The following is a 22,684-nucleotide window of genomic DNA, read 5'->3' as shown; positions in this document are numbered from 1 at the left end:
CGGCGGGCGAGGGCGGCGGCGAGCAGGCGGCCGAGCGGCGGCAGGCGCTCGCCCCAGGCCCGCCGTGCCGCGGCGCTGAGCGGAGGCTGGTCGGTCAGGGTCAGGTGCAGGCCGACGTCGGCCGGCGCGCGTGTCATCAGTGCGCGCAACGGCGGCGCGGCGCGGCGCCAGTCGGGCAGCGCGCTCATGCAGCTCGTGGCCGACAGCCGGCCGGTCTCGACGAGCGCGGCGATGGCTTCGCTGACACCGGGGGCGAGGCCGTAGTCGTCGGCGCACACCACGATCGGACGGGTGCCTGGAGCGGCAGGGCGGGAGGGGGCTTGCATGTGATCGGCGCTGCGGGCGGAAAGCCCGCAGTATCCCGCACCCGGTCCTCCCGCGGTGCAGTCCGTGCGGCGGTGCCCGTCCCTGCGAGCCAGCCGTGCTCCGGGCGCGCCGGGCAGGGCGCGAATGGTTTATCGTGGACGCCTTCGCTCCGGCTGCGGAGCCCACTCGCCGGTTGTTCCATCGTGTCGCACTCCGACTCGCTCGATGCCCACCCCCATGTGCCGCCCGCCTCCTCGGCACACCCCCGACTCTCGGTCGTGGTCCCGCTCTACAACGAGGGCGAAACGGTGGAGGCGCTGCATCGGCGCCTGTCGCAGGTGCTTGCGGCGCTGGAGCTGTCCGACTGGGAGATCGTCTGCGTCGATGACGGCAGCCGCGACGACACCTATGCCCGCGTGGCCGCCCTGTGCGCGGGTGACCCCCACCTCAAGGCGATCCGCTTCGCGCGCAACTTCGGCAAGGAGGCGGCGATGGCCGCCGGGCTGCAGGCGGCTGGGGGCGACGTGATCGTGCTGATGGACGGCGACCTGCAGCATCCGCCCGAGCTGATCCCCGAGATGCTCGCGCGCTGGCGTGGCGGGGCGATGATGGTCACCGCAGTGCGGCGCTCGCGCGTCACCGATCCCTGGCTGCGGCGCAAGCTGACTCGCGGCTTCTACGCCTTCTTCAGCAAGGTCTCCGAGGTCGAGCTCGCCGAGGGCGGGGGCGACTTCCGCGTCTTCGACCGCGCGGTGGTCGACGCGATCAACAGCCTGCCCGAGCGCACCCGCTTCATGAAGGGGATCACGAGCTGGGTGGGCTTCCGCCAGGAGGTGGTCGAGTTCGAGCCCGCGCAGCGCGCCGGCGGCGTCTCCGGGTGGTCGATGCTGCGCCTGCTGCGCTATGCGATCGACGGCCTGTCCGCCTTCAGCACCCTGCCGCTGCGGGTCTGGTCGGTGATCGGCCTGATGATGGCGGGGCTCTCGGGCTTGTACGGACTTTTCCTCGTGCTGCGCACGATGCTGTTCGGCATCGACCTGCCCGGCTACGTGTCGCTGATGGTGTCGGGGCTGTTCATGTCCGGCATCCAGCTCATCAGCCTGGGGGTGCTCGGCGAGTACGTGGGGCGCATCTTCACCGAGGTCAAGGGCCGGCCGCTGTTCCTGGTGTCGGAACGGCTCGGCTTCGAACGCAGGCCGGAGCGCGATCGATGATCCCGCCAGGCGGGACGGCGGGTGCGCCGGCCGCGGCGGCATCCGTCGGGGCGCATGGCGCGATCGCGCGCGGGCTCGCCCTCGCCGTGCTGGCGCTGGCCGGGGTGTTCGTGCTGCTCACCTTCGACCAGCACGGCATCAGCAACGACGAGGAGGTCCAGCATGTCTACGGCCGCCTGCTGCTCGACTTCTACGCCTCCAGCTTCGCCGACCGCCAGGCCTTCGAATACAAGAACCTCTATCTTTACGGGGGCTTCTTCGACCTCCTCGCGGCGGCCTTCGACCGCGCCGGGGTGGCCGAAGGGCCGGCGCTGTGGGACCTGCGCCACCTGATCTCGGCCGTCTTCGGTCTCCTCGGGCTGGCCGGCACCTGGCTGCTCGCGCGCCGGCTCGCGGGCGAGTGGGCGGGGCTGGCGGCGCTCGTGCTGTTGTCGATCACCGGCTCGTGGTCGGGCGCGATGTTCACCCACACCAAGGACATCCCCTTCGCCACTACGATGCTGTGGGCGCTGTACTTCAGCGTGCGCGTGCTCGACACGCTTCCCGCGCCGCCGTGGCGCGTGCTCGCGGGGCTGGGTGTGGCGCTCGGCTGCGCCTTCGGCCTGCGCATCGGTGCGGTGTTCGCGGTGTTCTACCTTGGCGTCGGCGTGCTCGCGGCGACGGCCTTGCAGCCGGGCGGGCGGGTGCGTTTCCTGCTTCGCGGCGTGCTGGCGCTGCTGCCGGCGGCGGCGATCGCGCTGGCGCTGGGCGCGCTGTTCTGGCCGTGGGCGGCGATGGAGCCGGGTAACGTGCTCACGGCGATGCGCGCGTTCTCGCATTTCAGCTTCGAGCTCGACACCGTGCTGGCCGGGCGCGTGATGAACGTCGGCGAGGTCCCGGGGCATTACCTCGCGGCCTACCTGCTGGTGCGCCTGCCGGAGCTTTTCCTCGCCGGGCTCGCGCTCGCGCTGCTGCTCGGCGTGCGCGCCGTGCCGGCGCTCGCTGGCGAGCAGGCCCTGCGCGCGGCCCTGCCGTGGCTGCCGGTGGTGCTGGCAGCGCTGTTCCCGCTCGTCTACACCCTGCTTGCGGCGCCGCCGCTGTACAACGGGCTGCGCCATTTCAGCTTCGTGCTGCCGCCACTGGCGGTGCTGGCGGGCATGGGGCTCGTGCGCGCGTGGCACGGCCTGAGCGTCCGTCCGCCGCTGCTGCGCCGCGCCGTGCTGGGCGCGTGCGCCCTGGCGGTCCTCGGCCAACTCGGCCAGCTCGCCCGCCTGCATCCCTACGAGTACCTCGCCTACAACCGCCTCGCGGGCGGCGTGCAGGGGGCGGTCGGGCGCTGGGAGCAGGACTACTGGGCGAGCAGCCTGCGCGAGGCGGTGCACGCCCTCAACGCCCTGGTCGCGCGCGAGGGGGGGGCAGGGCGACACTATTCCGTGGCCGTGTGCGCCGAGCCGCTGCAAGCCCAGGTGTGGCTCGCGCCCGGGTTGCGCGCGACGCGCGACTGGTGGGGGGCGGACTTCTACCTCTCCCCCACCCACATGGGTTGCGACGAGGCCATGCGGGGCCGCGTGGTGGCGCAGGTCGAGCGTGCGGGGCTGGTGCTGGCGGTGGTCAAGGATCGGCGCGCGCTGGTTGGCGAGGAGCGGCGGCCCCGATGAGCCCGTCCGGCGGATGCGCGCGTTTCCTGCGCTTTGCCGCGGTGGGGGCGGTGGGTACGCTCGCCCACTACGCGCTGTTGCTCGCGCTGGTGGAGGGCGCGGATGCGCCGCCGCTGGCGGGGGCCATCGCCGGATTCATGCTCGGCGCGCTGGTCAACTACGCCCTCGCGCGCCGGCTGGTGTTCGCGTCCACGCGCAGCCACGCCCAGGCCCTGCCGCGCTTCTTCGCCGTGGCGCTGGCCGGGCTGGCGTGGACGGCGCTGCTGATGAGTTTCTTCATGGAGCTGCTCGGCCTGCACTACCTGCTCGCCCAGGTGCTGACGACCGCGCTGCTGCTGCTGTGGCACTACGCCGGCAACGCCCTGTGGACCTTCCGCCGCGGCCGGCGCGACACGGAGAGCCGATGAGCGCACAGGCTCCCGCCGGTACGCCGCCGCACCGCCTCGAGGCCGACCTCCTGCTCGTGCTCACCACGTTGATCGCCGCGGCGGGCTGGATCTTCTCCAAGGAGGCGCTCACCGGCATGCCGCCGCTGATCTTCATCGGCCTGCGCTTCGCCATCGCCGGGCTGGTGCTGGCACTGTTCTCGCTGCCGCAGCTGCGCGCGCTCGATCGGCGCGGACTGCGCAACAGCCTGCTCGTCGGCGCGCTGTTCGCCGGCGGCATGGTGCTGTGGATCCTCGGCCTGTCGCACAGCAGCCACCTCGGCGAAGCCTCGTTCATCTCCAGCATGGGCATCGTCATGGTGCCGGTGTTCGCGCGCCTGTTCTTCGGCGATCGTCCGCCGGCGAGCACCTGGTTCGCGCTGCCGCTCGCACTCGCCGGCTTCGCCTGCCTGTCGCTCGACGGCGGCTTCGAGGTCGAGCTCGGGCAGTGGTTCTTCCTCGGCGCGGCGCTGGTGTTCGCGCTCATGTTCAACGTCAACTCGCACATCGTACGCAACGTGCCGGTACGCGCGCTCAGCGTGGTGCAGATGCTCGCCGTCGGCGTGCTGGTGCTGCCGCCGGCCTTGCTGATCGAGACCTGGCCGCAGGCCTGGAGCGCGCCGGTGCTCGGCTGGCTGCTCGCGAGCGCGCTGCTCGCCACCACGCTGCGCTTCCTGCTCCAGCTCCACGGCCAGAGCCTGACCACGCCCAGCCACGCGGCGCTGATCATGATGCTCGAGCCGGTGTGGACCGCGCTCGCCGCGGCGTGGTGGTTCGCCGAGACCATGAGCACGCTGCAACTCGCCGGCTGCGGGCTGATCTTCCTTGCCCTCGTGGTGAGCCGCTGGGCGTGGATCCGCGGCCTCTTCGGCGGGCGCGGCTGAACGATCGGGGAGAGAGATTCCATGGCTGTCCGTACCCTTCTGCGCATGGGTGATGCGCGCCTTCTGCAGCCGGCCGCGCCGGTCGGCGAATTCGGCACGCCTGCGCTCGCCGCGCTCATCGAGGACCTGTTCGACACCATGGCCGCGCACGGCGGTGTGGGCCTGGCCGCGCCGCAGATCGGCGTCGGCCTGCAGGTGGTGATCTTCGGCTTCGAGCGCAGCGAGCGCTACCCGGACGCCGCGCCGGTGCCGCGCACCATCCTGCTGAACCCGGTGATCGTTCCGCTCACGGAAGAGCGCGAGGAGGGCTGGGAGGGCTGCCTGTCGGTGCCCGGGCTGCGCGGCATGGTGCCGCGCGCCACGCGCATCCGCTACACCGGCTACACGCCCGCGGGCGAGCCGATCGAGCGCTTCGCCGAGGGCTTCCATGCGCGCGTGGTGCAGCACGAGTGCGACCACCTCGCCGGCGTGCTGTATCCGATGCGGGTGCGGGATTTCCGCCGCTTCGGGTTTACGGACGTGCTGTTTCCGGAGCTGCAGGGATAGCCAAGGCCTGGCTTTATCCCCAGGACGGGGGTGGCGGCCCGGACTGCTATCCTGATGATTGTTTCGATCACGTCCAGAGGGGTCGTCCGATGAGGCTGAAAACCTGTCTCGGTTGCGGGGTCGTCGTGCTCGCATCGCTGTGGCTGTCGCTGGCGCATGCGGCGGACAAGGCCGTCCTGTTCGAGAATGTCTTCGTCTTCGACGGCAGGAGCAGCGAGCGGGGCCGCTCGCCGGTCAACGTGCTGGTGGTGGGCGACACCATCCAGACCATCTCGGCGGCGCCGATCGCGCCGCCCGCGGACGCCGACCTGACGCGTGTCGCCGGCGGGGGCCGCACGCTGATGCCCGGCCTGATCGATGCGCACTGGCACTCGATGCTGATCGGCCAGAAGCTGGTCGATGCGATGACCAGCGACGTCGGCTATACCAATCTGCGTGCGGCGCAGGTCGCCGAGGCGACGCTCATGCGCGGCTTCACCACGGTGCGCGACATGGGCGGGCCGGTGCAGGGCCTGCGGCGTGCGATCGAGGAGGGGCGTTTCCCCGGGCCGCGCATCTTCCCGTCGGGCGCGATGATCTCGCAGACCGGCGGCCATGGCGATTTCCGTCTGCCGCACGAGGTGCCGCGCGCCGCCAGCCAGGGTCTCAGTCATACCGAACTTACCCGCACCGCCGCCATTGCCGATGGCGCCGACGAGGTGCTGCGGCGCACCCGCGAACAGCTGATGCTCGGCGCGACGCAGATCAAGCTGATGGCTGGCGGTGGGGTGACGTCGATCTACGACCCGATCGACGCCACCCAATACACCCAGGACGAGATCCGCGCCGCAGTGGCTGCGGCAGAGAACTGGGGCACTTACGTTACGGTGCACGCCTACACCAGCCGTGCGGTTCAGGTCGCCATCGAGGCCGGGGTCAAGGCGGTGGAGCACGGCCAGCTGGTCGATGAGGAGACGGTCAGGCTGATGGCGCAGAAGGGGATCTGGTGGTCGCTCCAGCCCTTCCTCGACAACGAGCTCGCCAACCCGCAGGCCGGGGCCAACCGGGTCAAGCAACTGATGGTGGCGGCCGGCACCGATCGCGCCTACGCACTGGCGCGCAAGCACGCGGTGAAGGTGGCCTTCGGCACCGACATCCTGTTCTCGGGGGACAACGGAGAGGTGCAGAACGCACGCCTGGTCTCGCTCGAGCGCTGGTATCCCCCCGGCGAGGTGCTGCAGATCGCGACCGGCAACAACGGCGCCCTGCTCGAGCTTACCGGCGAGCGCAACCCGTATCGCAAGCCGCTCGGGGTCGTCGCCGAGGGCGCGCTCGCCGACCTGTTGCTGGTCGATGGCGACCCGACGGCGGACCTGTCGCTCATCAAGCGTCCCGAGTCGAGCTTCGTCCTCATCATGAAGAACGGGCGCATCTACAAGAACCTGCTGCCCTGAGCGGCGCCTTCGCTGCCCCCCATGCGTTCGAGTTTGCTCATCCGTGCCGGCATGGTGGCGCCGGTCACCATTGCGCTGCCGCCGACGGCGGGCGCACAGCCGCCAGCCTCCGCCGACTTCCTCGACGCCGAAGGGGGCGCCGGTCAGACGTTGAACAGGAAGTTCAGCACGTCGCCGTCCTTGACCACGTATTCCTTGCCTTCCGCGCGCATCTTGCCCGCTTCCTTGGCGCCGGCCTCACCCTTGTACTGGATGAAGTCGTCGTAGGCGATGGTCTGGGCGCGGATGAAGCCGCGCTCGAAGTCGGTGTGGATGACGCCGGCGGCCTGCGGGGCGGTGTCGCCGACGTGGATGGTCCACGCGCGCACTTCCTTGACGCCGGCGGTGAAGTAGGTCTGCAGGCCGAGCAGCTTGTAGCCGGCGCGGATCAGGCGGTCGAGGCCGGGTTCTTCCAGGCCCATGGTCTCGAGGAATTCCTTCTTGTCGGCGTCCTCGAGGTCGGCGATCTCGGCCTCGATCGCGGCGCACAGCGCGACCACTTCGGCGCCCTCGGCGGCGGCGTGGGCGCGCACGGCGTCGAGGTGCGGGTTGTTTTCGAAGCCGTCCTCGGCGACGTTGGCGGCGTAGAGCACCGGCTTGGCGGTGATCAGGCAGAAGGGCTTGAGGCTGGCCCATTCTTCCTTCGACAGGTCGAGCGCGCGCACGGCCTTGCCCTGGTCGAGCTGGGCGAAGCACTTCTCGAGCACGGCGACGAGGATCTTGGCCTCCTTGTCACCCGAGGCGGCAGGGCGCTTGTAGCGGTTGAGCGCCTTCTCCACGGTGGCCATGTCGGCGAGGGCGAGCTCGGTGTCGATGACCTCGATGTCGCGGATCGGGTCGACACTGCCGGAGACGTGGATCACGTTGTCGTCCGCGAAGCAGCGCACGACGTGCACGATGGCGTCGGTCTCGCGGATGTTGGCGAGGAACTGGTTGCCCAGGCCTTCTCCCTTGGAGGCGCCGGCAACCAGGCCGGCGATGTCGACGAACTCGACGATGGCGGGCTGGATCTTCTGCGGCTTGACGATCTCGGACAGCGCGGCCAGGCGCGGATCCGGCACCTCGACGATGCCGACGTTGGGCTCGATGGTGCAGAAGGGGTAGTTCTCGGCCTGGATGCCGGCCTTGGTCAGCGCGTTGAAGAGGGTCGACTTGCCGACGTTGGGCAGGCCGACGATTCCGCATTTCAGGCTCATGTGAATCCTTGATCGTTCCGGGGGCTGCGTCGCCGCATCGGGGGCTACGGCCTTGATCCGGTATGGAAAGCCGGGGATTGTACCGTGTCGCGGGGTAGGGCTCCAAAGCGGGCGCGGGGTCGCGCCGTGCGCGGACTGCGGGGTAGGGAGGCGGTGGGGTGCCGTGGTTGGGTGCGGCTTCGATCCGACCGCGGGGCCGGGGCGGGGCACGATCTCTTCGTGCATTTCCGCAGCCGTGCCGGTTTCCGTAGGAGCGACGCGAGTCGCGATCGCCACCTCCGCATCCACCGTGGCCTGGCCGACCGCGTCGTCGCGGCTCCTGCGGCCATCCTCGCCATTTCCGGCCAGGAGCCATTCGGTTCGCTGCCGGCCTACAATCGCCCATCCTGCATTTGCCCAAAAACACACCGGAGGAGAAGGGATGAGCATCAACTGGATCGAGGCGATCGATGCGTGCAGCAACGCGGCGCTGGCGTCGGGGGCGCTGGTGCCGGTGCAGGCCGAGCAGGTCGAAATGGAAGACGCGGGCATGCGCTTCATCGTGCGCTGGGTGTCCTCGCTCGCGGCCAAGGATGCGAGCAGGAGCGCCGCGCCGGCGCAGGCCGACGCCGCTGGCGACAGGGCGGGCAAGGCCGAAGGCGTGCAAGGTGGGGTGGTCAATGACAAGGTGACCAAGGACGACAGGACGGTGGCGATCCCCGGCGGGCCGCGCGATCCGAACTTCAATCCTTTCCTGAATCCCGACCCGGCGCTCACCGTCGGACGGGTGGGTGATGCCCATGTGGCGATCCTGAACAAGTTCCCCCTGTGCGCGCGCCACCTGGTGCTGGCGCGGCGGGAGTTCGAGGAGCAGCTGCGGCCGCTCGCGCGCAGCGACTTTGCCGCGCTCGCCGAGCTGATGGGCGAGGCGGGCGGGATCGGGCTCTACAACGGCGGCACCGCTGCGGGGGCGAGCCAGCGCCACAAGCACGTGCAGTGGATGCCCGACGATGCCGGCAACGCCAGCCTGCGGCTGTTCGCGCCCGGGCTGCCCGCAGGGCTGGCGGAGCAGGGGATGGCGACGCATCCGGCGCTGCCGATGCGGCATTGCTTCGTGCGCGTGCGCTGCGGTCGCGGCGAGGCGGTGGAGACGGCGGCCGACAGCCTGCAGGCCGGCTTCGAGCGTGCGTGTGCCGAGCTCGGCCTGGGAGTGGGGGAGGACGGGCTGCTGCCACCCTTCAACCTGCTCGCGGGCGATGGCTGGCTGCTGGCGATTCCGCGCAGCCGGGAGCACTTCGAGGGGATCTCGATGAGCGCGGTGTGCTTCGGTGGCACGCTGTACACACGCCATCGCGAGCAGATCGAGGCGATCCGCGCGGTCGGGCCGCTGCGCGCGCTGGCGGCGGTGGGCTGCTGAGCGGGATCAGGCGGCGGAGCCGTCCGTCGCGGGCGGTTCCGTGCCGGCGTCGGGTTGCGCGGGCCTGGGGGTCTTGGGAGGCTTCGGGGGCTTGGGCGGCGCGGGACGTACGTTGAGCCGGGTCGCCGCGGCATTGAGCTCGCCGCGCACGATCTGCGGCCAGACCGCGAGCGCCTTGTCGAGCGCTTCGTCGATCTGCTGCTGTTCTTCGCGCCGCGCGGGCTTGAGCACGAAGTTCACCACCTCGTTGCGGTCGCCCGGATGGCCGATGCCGATGCGCAGGCGCCAGTAGTCGTTGGTGCCGAGGTGGGCGGAGGTGTCCTTGAGGCCGTTGTGGCCGCCGAGGCCGCCACCGAACTTGAGGCGCAGCTGGCCGGGGGGGATGTCGAGCTCGTCGTGCACGACGAGGATCTCGGCCGGTTCGATGCGGTAGAAGCGCGCGAGCGCACCGATCGCCTGGCCGGAGCGGTTCATGAAGGTCTGCGGCATCAGCAGCCACATGCCCGCTTCACGCGCGTTGGCCACCAGGCCATGGAACCGCGACTCGAACGAGTAGCGCGCGCCGAGCTGGTCGGCGAGCCGCTCGCAAAACCAAAACCCGGCGTTGTGCCGGGTTTCGGAGTATTCGGCGCCCGGATTGCCGAGGCCGACGATCAGACGGGGCGGACGCGCGGCGGCGTTGCTCATCGGTCGTCGGTCTCCTGCATCCGGGCCGGGCGATCAGGCCTGCTCGCCTTCGCCTTCGGCTTCGGCGGCACCCTTCACCTGCAGCGCGGTCGCGACCACCGGGTCGCCTTCGCCGTGCTGCACCAGCTCGACGCCGGCCGGCAGCTTGATCTGCGAGACGTGCACCGACTGGCCGGCTTCCAGCGCCGACAGGTCGACCTCGATGAACTCGGGCAGGTCCGTGGGCAGGCACTGCACGTCGAGTTCGTTGATGGTGTGCGAGATCATGCAGCCGCCGAGCTTGACGGCGGGGGCGACGTCGGCGCCGACGAAGTGCAGCGGCACCTTCAGGTGCATCTTCTCGCCCGCGGCGATGCGCTGGAAGTCGAGGTGCAGCACCTGTTGCTTGAACGGGTGCCATTGCACGTCGCGCAGCACGGCGTTCTGCTTGGCGCCATCGACCTCGATCGAGAGCACGGAAGCGTGGAAGGCTTCCTTGCGCAGCAGGTGGTAGAGTTCGTTGTGGTCCATCGACACCGGCTGGGTTTCGCCCGCACCGCCGTAGAGGATGCCCGGGATCCGGCCGGCGCGACGCAGGCGGCGGCTCGCACCCGTACCCTGCGCGTCACGCTTGGTGGCCTTGAATTCGATTTGCATGTGATGCTCCTGAGTGGGTTGTCCCTGCCCGCGACCAGGCGGAGACGGTGGATGCCCGTCCGACGCGGGGTCGGAAGGGCGAAAGCCTTATTCCATGAACAGCGAGGAGACCGACTCCTCGTTGCTGATGCGCAGGATGGTGTCGGCGAGCAGCGAGGCCACCGAGATCTGGCGGATGCGCGGGCACGCCTTGGCGTCGTCGCGCAGCGGGATGGTGTCGGTGACGACCAGCTCGTCGAGCTCGGACTCGTTGATGCGCGAGACCGCCGCGCCCGACAGCACCGCGTGGGTGCAGTAGGACAGCACACGCTTGGCGCCGTGCTTCTTGAGCGCGGCGGCAGCCTTGCACAGGGTGCCGGCGGTGTCGACGATGTCGTCCATGATCACGCAGGTGCGGCCCTCGACCTCGCCGATGATGTTCATCACCTCGGAGACGTTGGCCTTGGGGCGGCGCTTGTCGATGATCGCCAGGTCGCACTCCATGCGCTTGGCGAAGGCGCGCGCGCGCACCACGCCGCCGACGTCGGGCGAGACGACGAGCAGGTCGTCGTACTTCTGCTTGTCGAGGTCGGCGAGCAGCACCGGCGCGGCGTACACGTTGTCGACCGCGATGTCGAAGAAGCCCTGGATCTGGTCGGCGTGCAGGTCCATGGTCAGCAGGCGCTGGACGCCCACCGCCTGCAGCATGTTGGCGACCACCTTGGCGGTGATCGGCACGCGCGCCGAGCGCGGGCGGCGATCCTGGCGGGCGTAGCCGAAATAGGGGATGGCGGCGGTGATGCGGCCGGCGGAGGCGCGCTTGAGGGCGTCGACCAGCACCAGCAGTTCCATCAGATTGTCGTTGGTCGGGGAGCAGGTGGGCTGCAGGACGAAGACGTCCTTGCCGCGCACGTTCTCGAGCAGTTCGACATTGACCTCGCCGTCCGAGAAGCGGCCGACGGTGGCCGAGCCGAGGGAGATCCCCAGGCGTCGCGTCACGTCGGCGCCAAGCTTGGGGTTGGCGTTGCCGGTGAAGACCATCAGGCTGCCGTGGGGCATTTCTGCTACTCCGAGTGCCGTAAGGAACGACGAGCGAATATTCGGCGCGTAAAAACGACTCGGGCAGACCCATGGTCTGCCCGTCGTTGTATGGCTGGGGAGGAAGGATTCGAACCCTCGAATGCCGGAATCAAAATCCGGTGCCTTAACCGACTTGGCGACTCCCCAAGAAACCTTTTTCGCTGCGCGTCGAGTGCTGCGCGGGCGCTATTGTAACCACTCGTAAAGCGGATGGCGAGCGATGCTGCGCGCCTTCCAAGCCTTCCAGCGTGGCGGACAATCTTTCGTGATGCGGTCGGCCTCTTCTTCCGAGGAGACTTCCGCGAACACGCAGGCGCCCGAGCCTGTCATGCGGGCCGGTGCATGCACATCCAGCCACTCGATCACACGCAAGACTTCGGGGTAGCGACTGCACGCAACCGGCTGCAGGTCGTTTCGCGTAGTGCTTGCTGCGAAGTCCGCCATTCTGATGGGGGGCGTATTTCTCGTCAAGTCCCTCGCCGAAAAAATTTCGGCGGTCGGCACCTGGACCCCGGGCGAGATCACCACGTACCAGGCCGGCGCCAGTTCGAGCGCCTGCAGCGCCTCGCCCACGCCTTCGGCGAAGGCGTCGCGGCCGTAGACGAACACCGGCACGTCGGCGCCGAGCTGCAGCCCGAGCGCCTGGAGTTGCGCGCGTGACAGCCCGGTGCCCCAAAGGCGGTTGAGCGCGATCAGCGTGGTCGCCGCGTCCGAACTGCCGCCCCCGATCCCGCCGCCCATCGGCAGCACCTTGTGCACCGTGATGTCGGCGCCGAGCGCGCAGCCGGTGTGCGCCTGCAGCAGGCGGGCGGCGCGCACCACCAGGTCCGCGGCCTCGGGTACGCCGGGCACCTCGTTGCGGCGGTGGATCGCGCCGTCCGTGCGTACGGCGAAGTCGATCGTGTCGCCCCAGTCGAGCAGGCGGAATGCGGTCTGCAGCAGGTGGTAGCCGTCGGCGCGGCGGCCGACGACGTGGAGGAAGAGGTTGAGCTTGGCCGGCGCGGGGCAGGCGGCCAGTCGCGCGGGATCGCTGCAGTCGGGGGTGTGCAGGGTGTTCAGGGCAGGGCGGTCCATGAATCGATGATCAGACGCACGCGGGCATCGCCGCGCGAGATTTCGAGGCGTTGCGGTGCGGCCGCGGCGGTGTCGTCGGCATAGCCGGCGTAGTCGATGCGCCAGCCCTGGTCGAAGACGAGCTGCGGACGACCGGCGGCGTCGAGGATGCGCACCTCGGCGTCGGCCGCCGGGGCGGCCTGGATCCAGCGCGGCAGGCGCGCGGCGGGCAGGTCGACGCCGAGCGCCTCGGGCAGCAGCGCGTCCACGTCGGCGGCCTCGCGCCGGCTGCCGTCTGCAGCCTCCAGGCTGGCGCCCGCAGGATCGCCCTCGAGCAGGGCGACGACCTGGCCGAGGGGGCTGAACAAGGTGAGGCGGTCCTGCTCGTCGTCATGCACCCATTCGAAGCGCCCGCTCGCCGCATTACGGCCGTCGGTGGCCGACAGCCGCCCCTCGACCGCGAACGCGGGCAGGAAGGGACGCGCGGCGGGCTGAGCGCCGTCGCGCACCAGCGTCGGCGTGCATGCCGCAAGCAGCAGTGCGCAGGCGCCGCCCAGCAGGGTCCGGCGCAGGCCTTGCGAGCGATGCGGGGGGCGTCGGCTCACTGGATGCCCAGTCGGCGGCCGGTGTCCGTCAGCAGACGGTTGTCGGGGTGGGCTGCGAGCGCCTCGGCGAAGATCCGTCGGGCCTCGTCCCGACGGCCGAGTGTCCATAGCACCTCGCCGAGGTGGGCGGCGATCTCGGCGTCCTTGCGCATGCCATAGGCGCGCTCCAGGTGGACGAGCGCGCCGACCTGATCGCCGCGGCGGAAGCGCACCCAGCCGAGGCTGTCGAGAATGAAGGGGTCTTGCGGCATGAGCGCATGCGCGCGTGCGATCAGCGCCTCGGCTTCGTCCAGGCGCAGGCCGCGGTCGGCGAGCGAATAACCGAGCGCGTTGAGCGCATGCGCATGATCGGGCTGCAGCTCGAGCACGCGGCGCAGGCGCGCTTCGAGCAGGTCCATGCGACCGATGCGCTCGGCGAGCATGGCGGCCTCGTAGAGCAGGCCGGTGTCTTCGGGGTTCTCGCGCAGGGCGGCATCGAGCAGCGCGAGGGCCTCGGTCGGACGCTCGGCGTCGCGCAGGATCTGCGCCTCGGCGAGCAGGTAGCGGCGGGCGAGGTCGGGATCCTCGACGTCGTTGCGTAACAGGGCGCGCGCCTCTTCGATGCGTCCTTCGTGCGCGAGGCTCAGGGCGCTGCGGATGTCCGCCTCGGGACGGAGGTCCTCGCTCTCGATCTCGCCGAACCACTTGCGTGCGCGCTCGCCCTCGCCGCGGTCGGCGGCGATCTGGCCCAGGTGAAGGCGGATGAGGTCGGGTTGCGGGTGCTCCGCGGCGAGCGCGCGTGCGAAGTGCAGCTCGGCCGCGGCGAAGTCCTCGAGCTGCATCGACAGCAGGCCCACCGCATAGAGCAGTTCGGGATCCTGCGGCGAGGCTTCGAGCAACTGGTTGAAGGCCGCGCGTGCCTCGCCGAAGCGCTGCGCGCTCACCAGCGCACGCGCCTTCGCCAGGCGCAGCGACCGGCTCGCCGGCGCGCGCGCGGCCTCGGCCTCGAGCACGCGCAGGGCCTCCGTGTGCGCGCCTGCCTGCTGGAGGATCTGCACCTTCAGCAGCACCGCGGGTTCCCAGCCGCTGCGCAGCTCGAGGGCGCGATCCACCGCAGCGAGCGCGCCCATCCTGTCCTCGACCGCCTGTGCCGCCTGCGCGCGGGCGATGTGCGCCTCGGGCATCTCGACGTAGGGTTCGGTCAGGCGCATCACGATGCCGCGCACCGCCTGTTTGTCGGGTACGCGGGCGAGGGTATGGCCGAGGCTCAGCAGGTTCTGCGCGAGGCGGCCGTTCGATTGCGCGAGCACGCGCGCGAGCTGGAACTGGATGGCCTCGAGGTTGATGTCCTCGCCGCGGCCGGCGCCGCTCAGCCCGGCGAGTACCCGGCGCGCCTCGTCCGAGTCGGGGGCGACCTCGGTCCAGATCTCCGCGGCGCCGCGCGCCATCACGAGGTTGCGCGAGTACATCGCGATCTCGGTGGCGCGGCGGGCGATGCGCGGGTCGCGCGTGCTGCGCGCGAGGTCGAGATAGAGCTGTGCCGACAGGCCGATCTGGCCGCGCGCGCCGGCGATCTCGGCGAGCAGGAAGTGGTACAGCGTGCGCGGCGTGAGTTCCTGCGCGGGCAGGTTGCCCTCGCCGGCCTCGCCGCTGGCCGCCGTCGCGACCCCGCCGGCGCCGAGCGCGAAGGCCAGGCAGAGGGAGCGGGCGATGCGGGCGAGCTGGGTTTTCATGGGAGGAATTCCGGGACCTTCGATGGGTTGCGCCAGAGCCGCGGCGCAAGAAACGCCTGGCACCCGCCGGGGGGTGCCGCGAAAGCTTCGAGTGCTCGGCTACAATTCGGTTCATGCCATGGTAGGCAGATCGCCGCCCCTGCCGCAACCCGTTCCCCGTGTGCGCCCGCGCGCGGGCAGCCCACGGATTCCTTTCCCGATGCCCGAACTGCCCGAAGTCGAGACCACCTGCCGTGGAATCCGGCCGCACGTCCAGGGCCGCAGCCTGAGCCGGCTGGTGGTGCGCAATCCGCGCCTGCGCGTGGCGGTGCCCGCCGACCTGCCCGCGCACATCGAGGGCGCCAGGCTCGAGGCGGTCGACCGGCGTGCCAAGTACCTGCTGCTGCGTTTTCCCGCGGGCACGGTGATCGTGCATCTCGGGATGTCGGGCAGCCTGCGCGTGGTCGCGGCGGCCGAGCCGGCGGGCGCGCACGACCACGTCGATTTTGTCTTCGGCGAGTGCGCGCTGCGTCTGCGCGACCCACGCCGCTTCGGCATGGTGGTATGGCAGCCCGGCGACGTGGCGGCGCATCCGCTGCTCGCCGGCCTGGGGCCGGAGCCGCTCGGCGACGGCTTCGACGCCGACTGGCTGCTGCGCATCACGCGCGGTCTGCGCGCGCCGATCAAGCATGTGCTGATGGACAGCCGCAAGCTCGTCGGCGTGGGCAACATCTACGCCTCCGAGAGCCTCTTCCGCGCCCGCATCCATCCGCTCGAGCCCGCCGGCCGGCTCGGGCCGCGACGCTGCGCGCGCCTGGTCGATTGTGTGCGCGAGACGCTCGCCGCCGCGATCGCGGCCGGCGGCAGCACGCTGCGCGACTTTGTCGGCGGCGACGGCCGGCCAGGCTATTTCCAGCAGCAGTACTTCGTCTATGGTCGCGACGGCGAGTCCTGCCGGGTGTGCGGCACGCCGGTGCGGCGCATCGTCAGCGCCCAACGCGCGAGCTTCTTCTGTCCGCGCTGCCAGCGCCGCAGCTGAAAGGACGGCGATGCCCCGGTGGGGGGCATGCAGGCGGCGTGCAATTTGGCACGCTCGCGAACCGCGAAGCGGGTTATGGTGAATAATGTTCTGCGCTGCGGGCCGGCGAGGCCTTGCCCTCGCGCGCGCCCGACGCCCCCCCGCCTGCCGGACGAGCACGCCGATGACCGATCTCACCGAACAGTTTTCCGCCTACAGCCGCTGGCGCGGCCACGCCAGCGACGCGGTGGCCCGCCTGCGCGCGTGGCTGGCGCGCAACGACGTGGGCAACGCCCAGGCGGACATGCGCCTGCAATACCTGCTCGACCGCCTGCGCGACGACAAGCTCACGGTGGCCTTCGTCGCCGAGTTCTCGCGTGGCAAATCCGAGCTCATCAACGCGATTTTCTTCGCCGACCACGGCGACCGCATCCTGCCCTCCAGCGCGGGCCGCACCACGATGTGCCCGACCGAGCTGCAGTGGCAGAAGGGGGCGCAGCCCGAGCTGCGTCTGCTGCCGATCCGCAGCCGCGCGCGACAGACGCCGGTGAGCGAGCTCAAGCGCTATCCCGAAGAATGGACCGTGATCGCGCTTGACGCGGTCGACGCCCCCGGCCTGCAGGCCGCGCTCGCGCGCGTGGGCGAGACCGAGCGGGTCGAGGTCGCCGAAGCGCAGGCGCTCGGCTTCCGCGTCGATGCCGCAGGGGACGACGGCATCCGTCCCGATGCCGAGGGTCGCATCGAGATCCCGCGCTGGCGCCATGCCGTCATCCAGTTCCCGCATCCCCTGCTCGAGCAGGGCCTGGTGGTGCTCGACACGCCGGGCCTCAATGCGATCGGCGCCGAGCCCGAGCTCACCCTGTCGATGCTGCCGAATGCGCACGCGGTGCTGTTCATCCTCGCCGCCGACACCGGCGTCACCCAGAGCGATCTCGCGGTGTGGCGCAACTACGTGCAGGCTGGCAGCGAGCGCCAGCGCGGGCGCCTGGTCGTGCTCAACAAGATCGACGGGCTGTGGGACGGGCTGCGCGACGAAGCGCGCATCGAAGCCGAGATCGGCCGCCAGGTCGACTCGGTCGCCGCGACCCTCGGCGTCGAGCCCGCCGCAGTGTTCCCGGTGTCGGCGCAGAAGGGCCTGGTGGCGCGCATCCAGGGCGACGAGGCCCTGCTCGCGCGCAGCCGTGTGCCACAGCTCGAGCGTGCGCTCGCCGAGGGGCTGCTGCCCGCCAAGCAGGAGATCGTGCGCGAGGACATCCTCGCCGAGTCCGCCGAGGTCGCCGCCGCCACGCGCAGCCTGCTCGAGGCGCGCCTGGCCGGCTTGCGCGAACAGCTCCAGGAACTTACCGACCTGCGCGGCAAGAACCAGAGCGTCATCGAATACATGATGCGCAAGATCCGCAGCGAGAAGGAGGAGTTCGAGCAGGGTCTGCAGAAGTACTACGCGGTGCGTACGGTGTTCACCGACCTCGCCAACAACCTGTTCGCGCACATGGGCCTGGACGCGGTGCGCGACGAGACGCGGCGCACGCGCGAGGCGATGCTCGAATCCAGCTTCACGCGCGGGCTGCGCAACGCCATGCAGGGCTATTTCCGCAGCCTGCGTGGCAACCTGCAGCGCTCTACCGAGGAGATCGGCGAGATCACCCGCATGCTCGACGCCATGTACAAGCGCTTCAGCGTCGAGCACGGCCTCAAGCTCACCGCACCCGAAGGCTTCTCGACGCTGCGCTACGAGAAGGAGCTCGAGCGCCTGGAGACGGCCTTCAACCGCCAGATCAACACCGCGCTGACCCTGGTCACCACCGAGAAGCACGCGCTCACGCAGAAGTTCTTCGAGACCGTCGCGGTGCAGGCGCGCCAGACCTTCGAGCTCGCCAACCGCGACGTCGAGCAGTGGCTGCGCGCGGTGATGTCGCCGCTGGAGACCCAGGTGCGCGAGTACCAGATCCAGCTCAAGCGCCGGCTCGAGAGCGTCAAGCGCATCCACGAGGCCACCGACACGCTGGAGAGCCGCGTGGAGGAGTTGATGCAGGGCGAGGAGGCGCTGCGCGCGCTGCTGGACGAGCTCGACAACCTCGAGGCCGCGGTCGCCGACGCGCTCGACGTGCCCGCCAACACGCCTGTGACGGGCGTGCGTGCGGCCGCCTGAGCGGCGCGCGCATGCAATAAAGCGGACGGGGGCGCGCCGATGGCCGCCCCCGTCGTCTCGTGCGGCGGGATGGGCTCCCGCCGGGTGTGATCAGGCCTTGCCGGTCAGCTTGAGGAACTTGGCCATCAGCTGGTCCTTGGTCTCCTCGCGCTTGGGGTCGAGCGGGATACAGTCCACCGGGCACACCTGCTGGCACTGCGGCTCGTCGAAGTGGCCGACGCACTCGGTGCACTTGTTGGGGTCGATCTCATAGATCTCTTCGCCCTGGTAGATGGCGCCGTTGGGGCACTCCGGTTCGCAGACGTCGCAGTTGATGCATTCGTCGGTAATCATCAGAGCCATGGTCTTCGCTTCCTTGCGTTTACTTTGATTTGAGTCTTTCCTGCAGCCGTGCGAGCACCCTGGGCTGCACGAACTTGCTCACGTCGCCGCCGAGGCGGGCGATCTCCCGCACCATCGTGGCGGAGATGAACATGAATTCTTCACCGGGCGTCAGGAACACCGTCTCGACGTCCGGATAAAGCTTGCGGTTCATCCCTGCCATCTGGAATTCGTATTCGAAGTCGGATACCGCACGCAGCCCGCGGATGATCACGCGCGCATCCTGCTGCTGGAGGAATTCCATCAGCAGGCAGTCGAAGCCGACCACTTCGACGTTGGGAAAGGCTGAGACGGCATCGCGTGCGATGTCGACCCGGTCCTCCAGTCCGAAGATCGGGTTCTTGCTGTTGCTGCGCGCGACCGCGACGACGACCTTCTCGAACAGGATCGAGGCGCGCCGCACGAGATCCTCGTGGCCGCGGGTGAACGGGTCGAAGGTGCCCGGATAGACCGCGATCGCTTCCTTCATTCCTCGCTCCTGCGCATGAGATGGAAATGGACCTGCCCGGCGCGGCCCTGCTTGACCGCGCGCCATGCGCCGAGGCTGTCCACGGCGACTTCGGATTCGACATAGAGCCATCCCTCGGGACGGACCAGCCGGTCCAGCCAAGGCGACACCCGCTCGATCCAGCCCTGCTTGTAGGGCGGATCGAGGAACACGCCGTCGAAACGCTGCGGCGTGGATTGCGCGAATCTTACCGCATCGCCGCGCACGATCTCTACTTGCGCCGCCTGTAGGGTCTTTGCCGCCTTGTGCAGTGCGTCGAGCGCGCGCGCGTCGTGCTCGACCAGGACGACGCGGGCGGCGCCGCGTGAGGCGGCCTCGAAGCCGAGGATGCCGGTGCCGGCGAAGAGGTCCAGGCAGGCGTGGCCGTCGAGGTCCTGGCCCAGCCAGTTGAACAGGGTCTCGCGCACGCGGTCGGGCGTCGGGCGCAGGCCTGACACCGAGGCCACGTCGAGCAGGCGCGAGCGCCACTGTCCGCCGACGATGCGGACCCGGCTCACTGCGCGGCTTCCGCGGGGGGCGTGGTGGACGCACCCGCCGCCGCGGGACGGTCGCCGTCGCCGCCGGCGATCACGGTGACGAGCTGTTCCGGGCGGATGCGGCGTTGCCAGGCCGCGCGCACCGCGGCGACGTCGACCGCGGCGACCTGCTGCGGGTAGCGCTCCAGCCAGTCGAGCGGCAGGCGGTAGAAGCCGATCATCGACACGTAGTCGAGCAGCTTGGCGTTGGAGTCGAGGCGCAGGCCGAAGCCATTGATCAGGTTGTCCTTGGCGGCCTGCAACTCCTCGGCGCTGGGGCCGTCGGCGAGGAAGCCCGCGAGCGTCGCCCGCACCACCGCGAGCGCTTCCTCGGCCTGGCTTCCGCGCGTCTGCAGGCCGATCTGGAAGGGGCCGGCGACCTGCTGTGGCGACAGCGCGCTGTACACGCTGTAGGCAAAACCGCGCTTCTCGCGTACCTCGGCGGTCAGCCGCGACACGAAGCCGCCACCGCCGAGCACGTAGTTGCCCACCAGCAAGGGGAAGTAGTCGGCGTCCTCGCGCGCCATGCCGGGCTGGCCGACGAGGATGTGGGCCTGCGCCGAGGGGTGCGGGATGCGCAAGGTCCGGGCCGTGGTGGGCGCGGGCGCCGGCAGCGGCATGGCGGCCTGCGTCGCGGGCAGGCCCGCGGTGAGGCGGACCGCGATGCGCTCGGCGGCGGCGCGGTCCACGTCGCCGACGATCGCTACCGTGGCGCGGTTGGCGCCGTAGTGGCGGCGATGGAAGTCGACCAGGTCGTCGCGCCCGATCGCGGCGAGCGACTCCGGCGTGCTGTCGTGGCCATAAGGGTGGCCGGCGTAGAGCGCGGCGTTGAACTGGCGCGCGGCGAGCGTGGCGGGCTTGGTCAGCGCCTCGCGCAGGCCGGCGATCGCGCGGCTGCGCTCGCGCTCGAGCACCGCGGCGGGAAAGTCGGGGCGGGCGAGCAGGGTGGCGGCGAGCTCGACTGCGGCGTCGAGCTCGGCGGGCGAGGACAGGCTGCGCAGCGCCATGCTGGCGCGGTCGTTGTCGGTGCCGCCGGAGAGCTCGATGCCGAGATCGGCCTTGCGGTCGGCGATGGTCTGCTCGTCGAGCCCGCCGGCGCCGGCGTCGAGCAGGGCCTGGGTCATGCTCGCCAGCCCGGCCTTGCCCTCGGGGTCGAGCGCGCCGCCGGCAGCGAAGGAGATCTGGATGTCGACCAGCGGCAGCGCGCGGCTCTCGACGAAGTGCACCCGCGCGCCGGTGGGCGCGGTCCATTCGACGATCTCGGGGGCGGCGAGCGCGCCGGCCGCCGCGCCGGCACCAAGTACGAACGCGGCGGTGCGCAGGAGATGGAGGCGGCGGGGGCGGGTGGGGGAGCGCTCGAGGCTGGGGGTTTCTGCGGTCATGGCGGGCATTTCGTGGGCGTTGCGCTTCAGTGGCGCGGGGCGGCGAAGGACGAGCGCGGGCGCTTGTCGCCGAGCGGCTGCGGATCGAGGCGGGCGGTGTTGAGGCTGGCGTCGTCGAAGTAACGCTTTGCTACCGCCTGCACCTCCTCGGCGGTGACCGCGCGCAGGCCATCGAGCAGCCTGTCCTCGTCGCGCCAGGACAGGCCCGCGGATTCGAGGTGGCCGATCTCCATCGCCTGGCCCATCAGCGAGTCGCGCTTATATACCTGGGCGGCGATCGCCTGCGTCTTCACGCGCGCGAGCTCCGCGGCGCTGATGCCTTCGTCGGCGATACGGCGCAGCTCGGCGCGCAAGGCCTCGGCGAGCGCCTCCGGGCTGGTGCCGGCGGCGGGCACGCCGTGCAGGTAGAACAGCGCCGGGCCGCGGTTGCCGGTGTCGTAGCTGGCACCGACGCTGACCGCGATGCGCTGGTCGCGCACCAGGCCGCGGGTGAGGCGGGCGCCGTCGTAGCCGTCGAGCACGGCGGCGAGCACGTCGAGCGCGAAGGCCTCGCGGTCGTTGGCGGGATCGCGCAGCGCGGGCACGTGCCAGGCCATGGCGAGATAGGGCAGCTCGGCGGGGGCCTTCACCGTCGAGGCGCGCGGGCCGCGTTGCGCCGGTTCGGGGGAGATGCGGCGGGCGGGCAGCTCGCCGGCGGGGAGGGCGCCGTAGGTCTGCTCGGCGTGGCGGAACACCTCGCGGTGGTCGACGTCGCCCACGACCACCAGGTACGCGTTGTTGGGCGCGTACCAGCGCCGGTACCAGGTGCGCGCGTCTTCCGGCCGCATGGCCTCGAGGTCGGGCATCCAGCCGATCACCGGGCGGCGGTAGGGGTGGGCCTGGTAGGCGGTGGCCATCAGCTGCTCGAACACGAGCGCGCGCGGCTGGTCGTCGGTGCGCAGGCGGCGCTCCTCCTTGACCACCTCGATCTCGCGCGCGAACTCCTCGTCGGTGAGCACGAGGTTTTTCATGCGGTCGGCCTCGAGCGCCATCATCGCCGGCAGGTGGGCGGGCGGCACCTGCTGGAAGTAGGCCGTGTAGTCCTTGCCGGTGAAGGCGTTGTCGCGCCCGCCGACGGCGGCCACGCGGCGGTTGAACTCGCCCGGGCCGACCTCCCTCGTGCCCTTGAACATCATGTGCTCGAGCACATGGGCCACGCCCGAGACGCCGTCCGGCTCGTCCATCGCACCCGTGCGGTACCACACCATGTGCACCACCGAGGGGGCGCGGCGGTCCTCCTTGACGATCAGCTTCATGCCGTTGGCGAGCGTGGTCTCGAAGGGGTTGGCGAGGACGGGCGGGGCGAGCGCGGCGGAGAGCGTCGCGCCGAGGAGGAGCCCGCGTGCGAGGCGGCTTCCGGGCAGGCGGGCGAGGCGGAGGGCGGGGGGGAGGCGAAACATGGAGTTGTCCTGCATCTGTTAGAATCCGCGGCACTCCGCGAGGCCCGCTGCGCATGGCGCAGCCAGTGCCGGGGAGCCGCATCTTAGCGTGATCGGCGGTGCGCGCCCATGCTTGCCGGGCCGCGTGCGCCGACGCAAAACGTCCCCTCTGACCCGAGCGTTTCATGTTTGGTTTCCTGAAGAAGAAGTTCGGCAAGTCTGTCGACGAGGCCAGGCCCGCCGAGCAGGCTGCCGAGGAGCAGACCGCCTCCGAGGTCCGCGCCGAAGACCTCGCCGGCGCGCCGGCGCCGCAAGCGCCCGCGGAGGCCTCGGTGGCCGAGGCTGCGCGTCGCGACGCGGCGGAGATCGACGCGACCGCAGAGCCCGTCGAGCCCGCTGCGCTGCCCGAATCCCCTGCGCAGCCGGCCGCCGAGGCGGCGGCCCTTGCCGAGCCGGAGCCCGCTGCGCAGGCGCCAGCCGAAGCCGTGCCCGAGCCGCAGCCGGAA

General features: G+C 70.6%; 22 protein-coding genes, 1 tRNA gene and 1 pseudogene. 10 read left to right on the top strand and 14 right to left on the bottom strand.

The features are described from left to right. On the bottom strand, positions 1-326 hold a 326-nt coding region (locus C665_RS10535; RefSeq protein WP_040829019.1), incomplete at its 3' end, for a ChbG/HpnK family deacetylase. A 183-nt stretch (positions 327-509) separates the two neighbouring features. On the opposite strand from C665_RS10535, the gene C665_RS10530 reads away from it, so the two are divergent. The 6 genes from C665_RS10530 (at position 510) to C665_RS10505 (ending at position 6,445) form a co-directional block, all read left to right on the top strand. After that, positions 510-1,520: a glycosyltransferase family 2 protein gene (locus tag C665_RS10530; protein ID WP_012586047.1), complete on the top strand. Its 1,011-nt coding sequence runs from the start codon at positions 510-512 to the stop codon at positions 1,518-1,520. Then, on the top strand, positions 1,517-3,157 hold the full coding sequence (locus C665_RS10525; RefSeq protein WP_004308371.1) for a glycosyltransferase family 39 protein: 1,641 nt from the start codon (positions 1,517-1,519) through the stop codon (positions 3,155-3,157). The genes C665_RS10530 and C665_RS10525 overlap by 4 nt, the downstream gene beginning before the upstream one ends. After that, a complete protein-coding gene (locus C665_RS10520) occupies positions 3,154-3,564 on the top strand; it encodes a GtrA family protein (protein WP_004308368.1) in 411 nt (136 codons plus the stop codon). The genes C665_RS10525 and C665_RS10520 overlap by 4 nt, the downstream gene beginning before the upstream one ends. Continuing rightward, a complete protein-coding gene (locus C665_RS10515) occupies positions 3,561-4,466 on the top strand; it encodes a DMT family transporter (protein WP_004308366.1) in 906 nt (301 codons plus the stop codon). The genes C665_RS10520 and C665_RS10515 overlap by 4 nt, the downstream gene beginning before the upstream one ends. 21 nt (positions 4,467-4,487) lie before the next feature. Continuing rightward, on the top strand, positions 4,488-5,012 hold the full coding sequence (def, locus tag C665_RS10510) for a peptide deformylase (protein ID WP_012586046.1): 525 nt from the start codon (positions 4,488-4,490) through the stop codon (positions 5,010-5,012). A gap of 89 nt (positions 5,013-5,101) precedes the next feature. Beyond that, positions 5,102-6,445: a metal-dependent hydrolase family protein gene (locus C665_RS10505; protein ID WP_004308363.1), complete on the top strand. Its 1,344-nt coding sequence runs from the start codon at positions 5,102-5,104 to the stop codon at positions 6,443-6,445. 143 nt (positions 6,446-6,588) lie between these two features. Here C665_RS10505 and ychF read toward each other — a convergent pair whose 3' ends face one another. Further along, entirely contained in the window at positions 6,589-7,680 is a 1,092-nt protein-coding gene (gene ychF / locus C665_RS10500) for a redox-regulated ATPase YchF (protein ID WP_004308362.1), read from the bottom strand. A 421-nt stretch (positions 7,681-8,101) separates the two neighbouring features. Between ychF and C665_RS10495 the strand changes: the two genes are divergently transcribed. Further along, on the top strand, positions 8,102-9,076 hold the full coding sequence (locus C665_RS10495) for an ATP adenylyltransferase family protein (protein ID WP_004308361.1): 975 nt from the start codon (positions 8,102-8,104) through the stop codon (positions 9,074-9,076). Positions 9,077-9,082: 6 nt separating this feature from the next. Here the strand turns inward: C665_RS10495 and pth are convergent, their stop codons facing one another. The 7 genes from pth to C665_RS10460 form a co-directional block, all read right to left on the bottom strand. Then, positions 9,083-9,763 (bottom strand): aminoacyl-tRNA hydrolase, encoded by a 681-nt coding sequence (pth, locus tag C665_RS10490; protein ID WP_004308360.1) that lies wholly within the window; start codon positions 9,761-9,763, stop codon positions 9,083-9,085. 33 nt (positions 9,764-9,796) lie between these two features. Beyond that, a complete protein-coding gene (locus tag C665_RS10485) occupies positions 9,797-10,399 on the bottom strand; it encodes a 50S ribosomal protein L25/general stress protein Ctc (RefSeq protein ID WP_004308358.1) in 603 nt (200 codons plus the stop codon). An 87-nt stretch (positions 10,400-10,486) separates the two neighbouring features. After that, entirely contained in the window at positions 10,487-11,437 is a 951-nt protein-coding gene (locus tag C665_RS10480) for a ribose-phosphate pyrophosphokinase (RefSeq protein ID WP_004308356.1), read from the bottom strand. Positions 11,438-11,528: 91 nt separating this feature from the next. Then, positions 11,529-11,605, bottom strand: a tRNA-Gln gene (locus C665_RS10475). 39 nt (positions 11,606-11,644) lie between these two features. After that, positions 11,645-12,532: a 4-(cytidine 5'-diphospho)-2-C-methyl-D-erythritol kinase gene (gene ispE, locus C665_RS10470; protein WP_004308354.1), complete on the bottom strand. Its 888-nt coding sequence runs from the start codon at positions 12,530-12,532 to the stop codon at positions 11,645-11,647. Continuing rightward, complete coding sequence (lolB, locus tag C665_RS10465; RefSeq protein WP_004308351.1) at positions 12,514-13,116, bottom strand: lipoprotein insertase outer membrane protein LolB; 603 nt, start codon at positions 13,114-13,116, stop codon at positions 12,514-12,516. Before lolB ends, ispE begins: the two co-directional genes overlap by 19 nt. Next, positions 13,113-14,828, bottom strand: coding sequence for a tetratricopeptide repeat protein (locus C665_RS10460; RefSeq protein WP_004308349.1), 1,716 nt, complete (start codon positions 14,826-14,828; stop codon positions 13,113-13,115). Before C665_RS10460 ends, lolB begins: the two co-directional genes overlap by 4 nt. 199 nt (positions 14,829-15,027) lie before the next feature. Here C665_RS10460 and mutM point away from each other — a divergent pair, with 199 nt between their 5' ends. Beyond that, positions 15,028-15,846, top strand: coding sequence for a bifunctional DNA-formamidopyrimidine glycosylase/DNA-(apurinic or apyrimidinic site) lyase (gene mutM, locus C665_RS10455; RefSeq protein ID WP_004308346.1), 819 nt, complete (start codon positions 15,028-15,030; stop codon positions 15,844-15,846). Between the two features lie 163 nt (positions 15,847-16,009). Beyond that, positions 16,010-17,974 carry a dynamin family protein gene (locus C665_RS10450; protein ID WP_004308343.1) on the top strand — a complete coding sequence of 655 codons (1,965 nt, stop codon included), beginning with the start codon at positions 16,010-16,012 and terminating at the stop codon, positions 17,972-17,974. Between the two features lie 90 nt (positions 17,975-18,064). Here the strand turns inward: C665_RS10450 and C665_RS10445 are convergent, their stop codons facing one another. From C665_RS10445 to C665_RS10425, 5 genes are read right to left on the bottom strand one after another with little or no spacing between them, the layout of a single operon-like run. Then, a complete protein-coding gene (locus tag C665_RS10445) occupies positions 18,065-18,316 on the bottom strand; it encodes a YfhL family 4Fe-4S dicluster ferredoxin (RefSeq protein WP_004308341.1) in 252 nt (83 codons plus the stop codon). Positions 18,317-18,335: 19 nt separating this feature from the next. Further along, on the bottom strand, positions 18,336-18,824 hold the full coding sequence (gene coaD / locus C665_RS10440) for a pantetheine-phosphate adenylyltransferase (protein WP_004308339.1): 489 nt from the start codon (positions 18,822-18,824) through the stop codon (positions 18,336-18,338). Further along, positions 18,821-19,360 (bottom strand): 16S rRNA (guanine(966)-N(2))-methyltransferase RsmD, encoded by a 540-nt coding sequence (gene rsmD, locus C665_RS10435; RefSeq protein ID WP_004308337.1) that lies wholly within the window; start codon positions 19,358-19,360, stop codon positions 18,821-18,823. Before rsmD ends, coaD begins: the two co-directional genes overlap by 4 nt. Then, positions 19,357-20,760 carry a M16 family metallopeptidase gene (locus C665_RS10430; RefSeq protein ID WP_004308336.1) on the bottom strand — a complete coding sequence of 468 codons (1,404 nt, stop codon included), beginning with the start codon at positions 20,758-20,760 and terminating at the stop codon, positions 19,357-19,359. The genes rsmD and C665_RS10430 overlap by 4 nt, the downstream gene beginning before the upstream one ends. Before the next feature lie 26 nt (positions 20,761-20,786). Beyond that, on the bottom strand, positions 20,787-22,199 hold the full coding sequence (locus C665_RS10425; RefSeq protein WP_051021722.1) for a M16 family metallopeptidase: 1,413 nt from the start codon (positions 22,197-22,199) through the stop codon (positions 20,787-20,789). 164 nt (positions 22,200-22,363) lie between these two features. On the opposite strand from C665_RS10425, the pseudogene C665_RS10420 reads away from it, so the two are divergent. Continuing rightward, positions 22,364-22,684, top strand: a pseudogene (locus C665_RS10420) (signal recognition particle-docking protein FtsY); the annotation flags it as partial.

Source organism: Thauera aminoaromatica S2, from assembly GCF_000310185.1.
GTDB lineage: Bacteria > Pseudomonadota > Gammaproteobacteria > Burkholderiales > Rhodocyclaceae > Thauera > Thauera aminoaromatica.
This window is presented reverse-complemented; position numbering and strand designations above follow the sequence as displayed.

What these genes read in the sequence shown, in the direction of transcription:
- C665_RS10525 (WP_004308371.1), top strand. Translation starts at nt 1,517, where the DNA reads ATGATCCCGCCAGGCGGGACGGCGGGTGCGCCGGCCGCGGCGGCATCC.
- C665_RS10520 (WP_004308368.1), top strand. Translation starts at nt 3,154, where the DNA reads ATGAGCCCGTCCGGCGGATGCGCGCGTTTCCTGCGCTTTGCCGCGGTG.
- C665_RS10515 (WP_004308366.1), top strand. Translation starts at nt 3,561, where the DNA reads ATGAGCGCACAGGCTCCCGCCGGTACGCCGCCGCACCGCCTCGAGGCC.
- def (WP_012586046.1), top strand. Translation starts at nt 4,488, where the DNA reads ATGGCTGTCCGTACCCTTCTGCGCATGGGTGATGCGCGCCTTCTGCAG.
- C665_RS10505 (WP_004308363.1), top strand. Translation starts at nt 5,102, where the DNA reads ATGAGGCTGAAAACCTGTCTCGGTTGCGGGGTCGTCGTGCTCGCATCG.
- ychF (WP_004308362.1), bottom strand. Translation starts at nt 7,680, where the DNA reads ATGAGCCTGAAATGCGGAATCGTCGGCCTGCCCAACGTCGGCAAGTCG.
- C665_RS10495 (WP_004308361.1), top strand. Translation starts at nt 8,102, where the DNA reads ATGAGCATCAACTGGATCGAGGCGATCGATGCGTGCAGCAACGCGGCG.
- pth (WP_004308360.1), bottom strand. Translation starts at nt 9,763, where the DNA reads ATGAGCAACGCCGCCGCGCGTCCGCCCCGTCTGATCGTCGGCCTCGGC.
- C665_RS10485 (WP_004308358.1), bottom strand. Translation starts at nt 10,399, where the DNA reads ATGCAAATCGAATTCAAGGCCACCAAGCGTGACGCGCAGGGTACGGGT.
- C665_RS10480 (WP_004308356.1), bottom strand. Translation starts at nt 11,437, where the DNA reads ATGCCCCACGGCAGCCTGATGGTCTTCACCGGCAACGCCAACCCCAAG.
- ispE (WP_004308354.1), bottom strand. Translation starts at nt 12,532, where the DNA reads ATGGACCGCCCTGCCCTGAACACCCTGCACACCCCCGACTGCAGCGAT.
- C665_RS10460 (WP_004308349.1), bottom strand. Translation starts at nt 14,828, where the DNA reads ATGAAAACCCAGCTCGCCCGCATCGCCCGCTCCCTCTGCCTGGCCTTC.
- mutM (WP_004308346.1), top strand. Translation starts at nt 15,028, where the DNA reads ATGCCCGAACTGCCCGAAGTCGAGACCACCTGCCGTGGAATCCGGCCG.
- C665_RS10450 (WP_004308343.1), top strand. Translation starts at nt 16,010, where the DNA reads ATGACCGATCTCACCGAACAGTTTTCCGCCTACAGCCGCTGGCGCGGC.
- C665_RS10445 (WP_004308341.1), bottom strand. Translation starts at nt 18,316, where the DNA reads ATGGCTCTGATGATTACCGACGAATGCATCAACTGCGACGTCTGCGAA.
- coaD (WP_004308339.1), bottom strand. Translation starts at nt 18,824, where the DNA reads ATGAAGGAAGCGATCGCGGTCTATCCGGGCACCTTCGACCCGTTCACC.
- C665_RS10430 (WP_004308336.1), bottom strand. Translation starts at nt 20,760, where the DNA reads ATGACCGCAGAAACCCCCAGCCTCGAGCGCTCCCCCACCCGCCCCCGC.
- C665_RS10425 (WP_051021722.1), bottom strand. Translation starts at nt 22,199, where the DNA reads ATGTTTCGCCTCCCCCCCGCCCTCCGCCTCGCCCGCCTGCCCGGAAGC.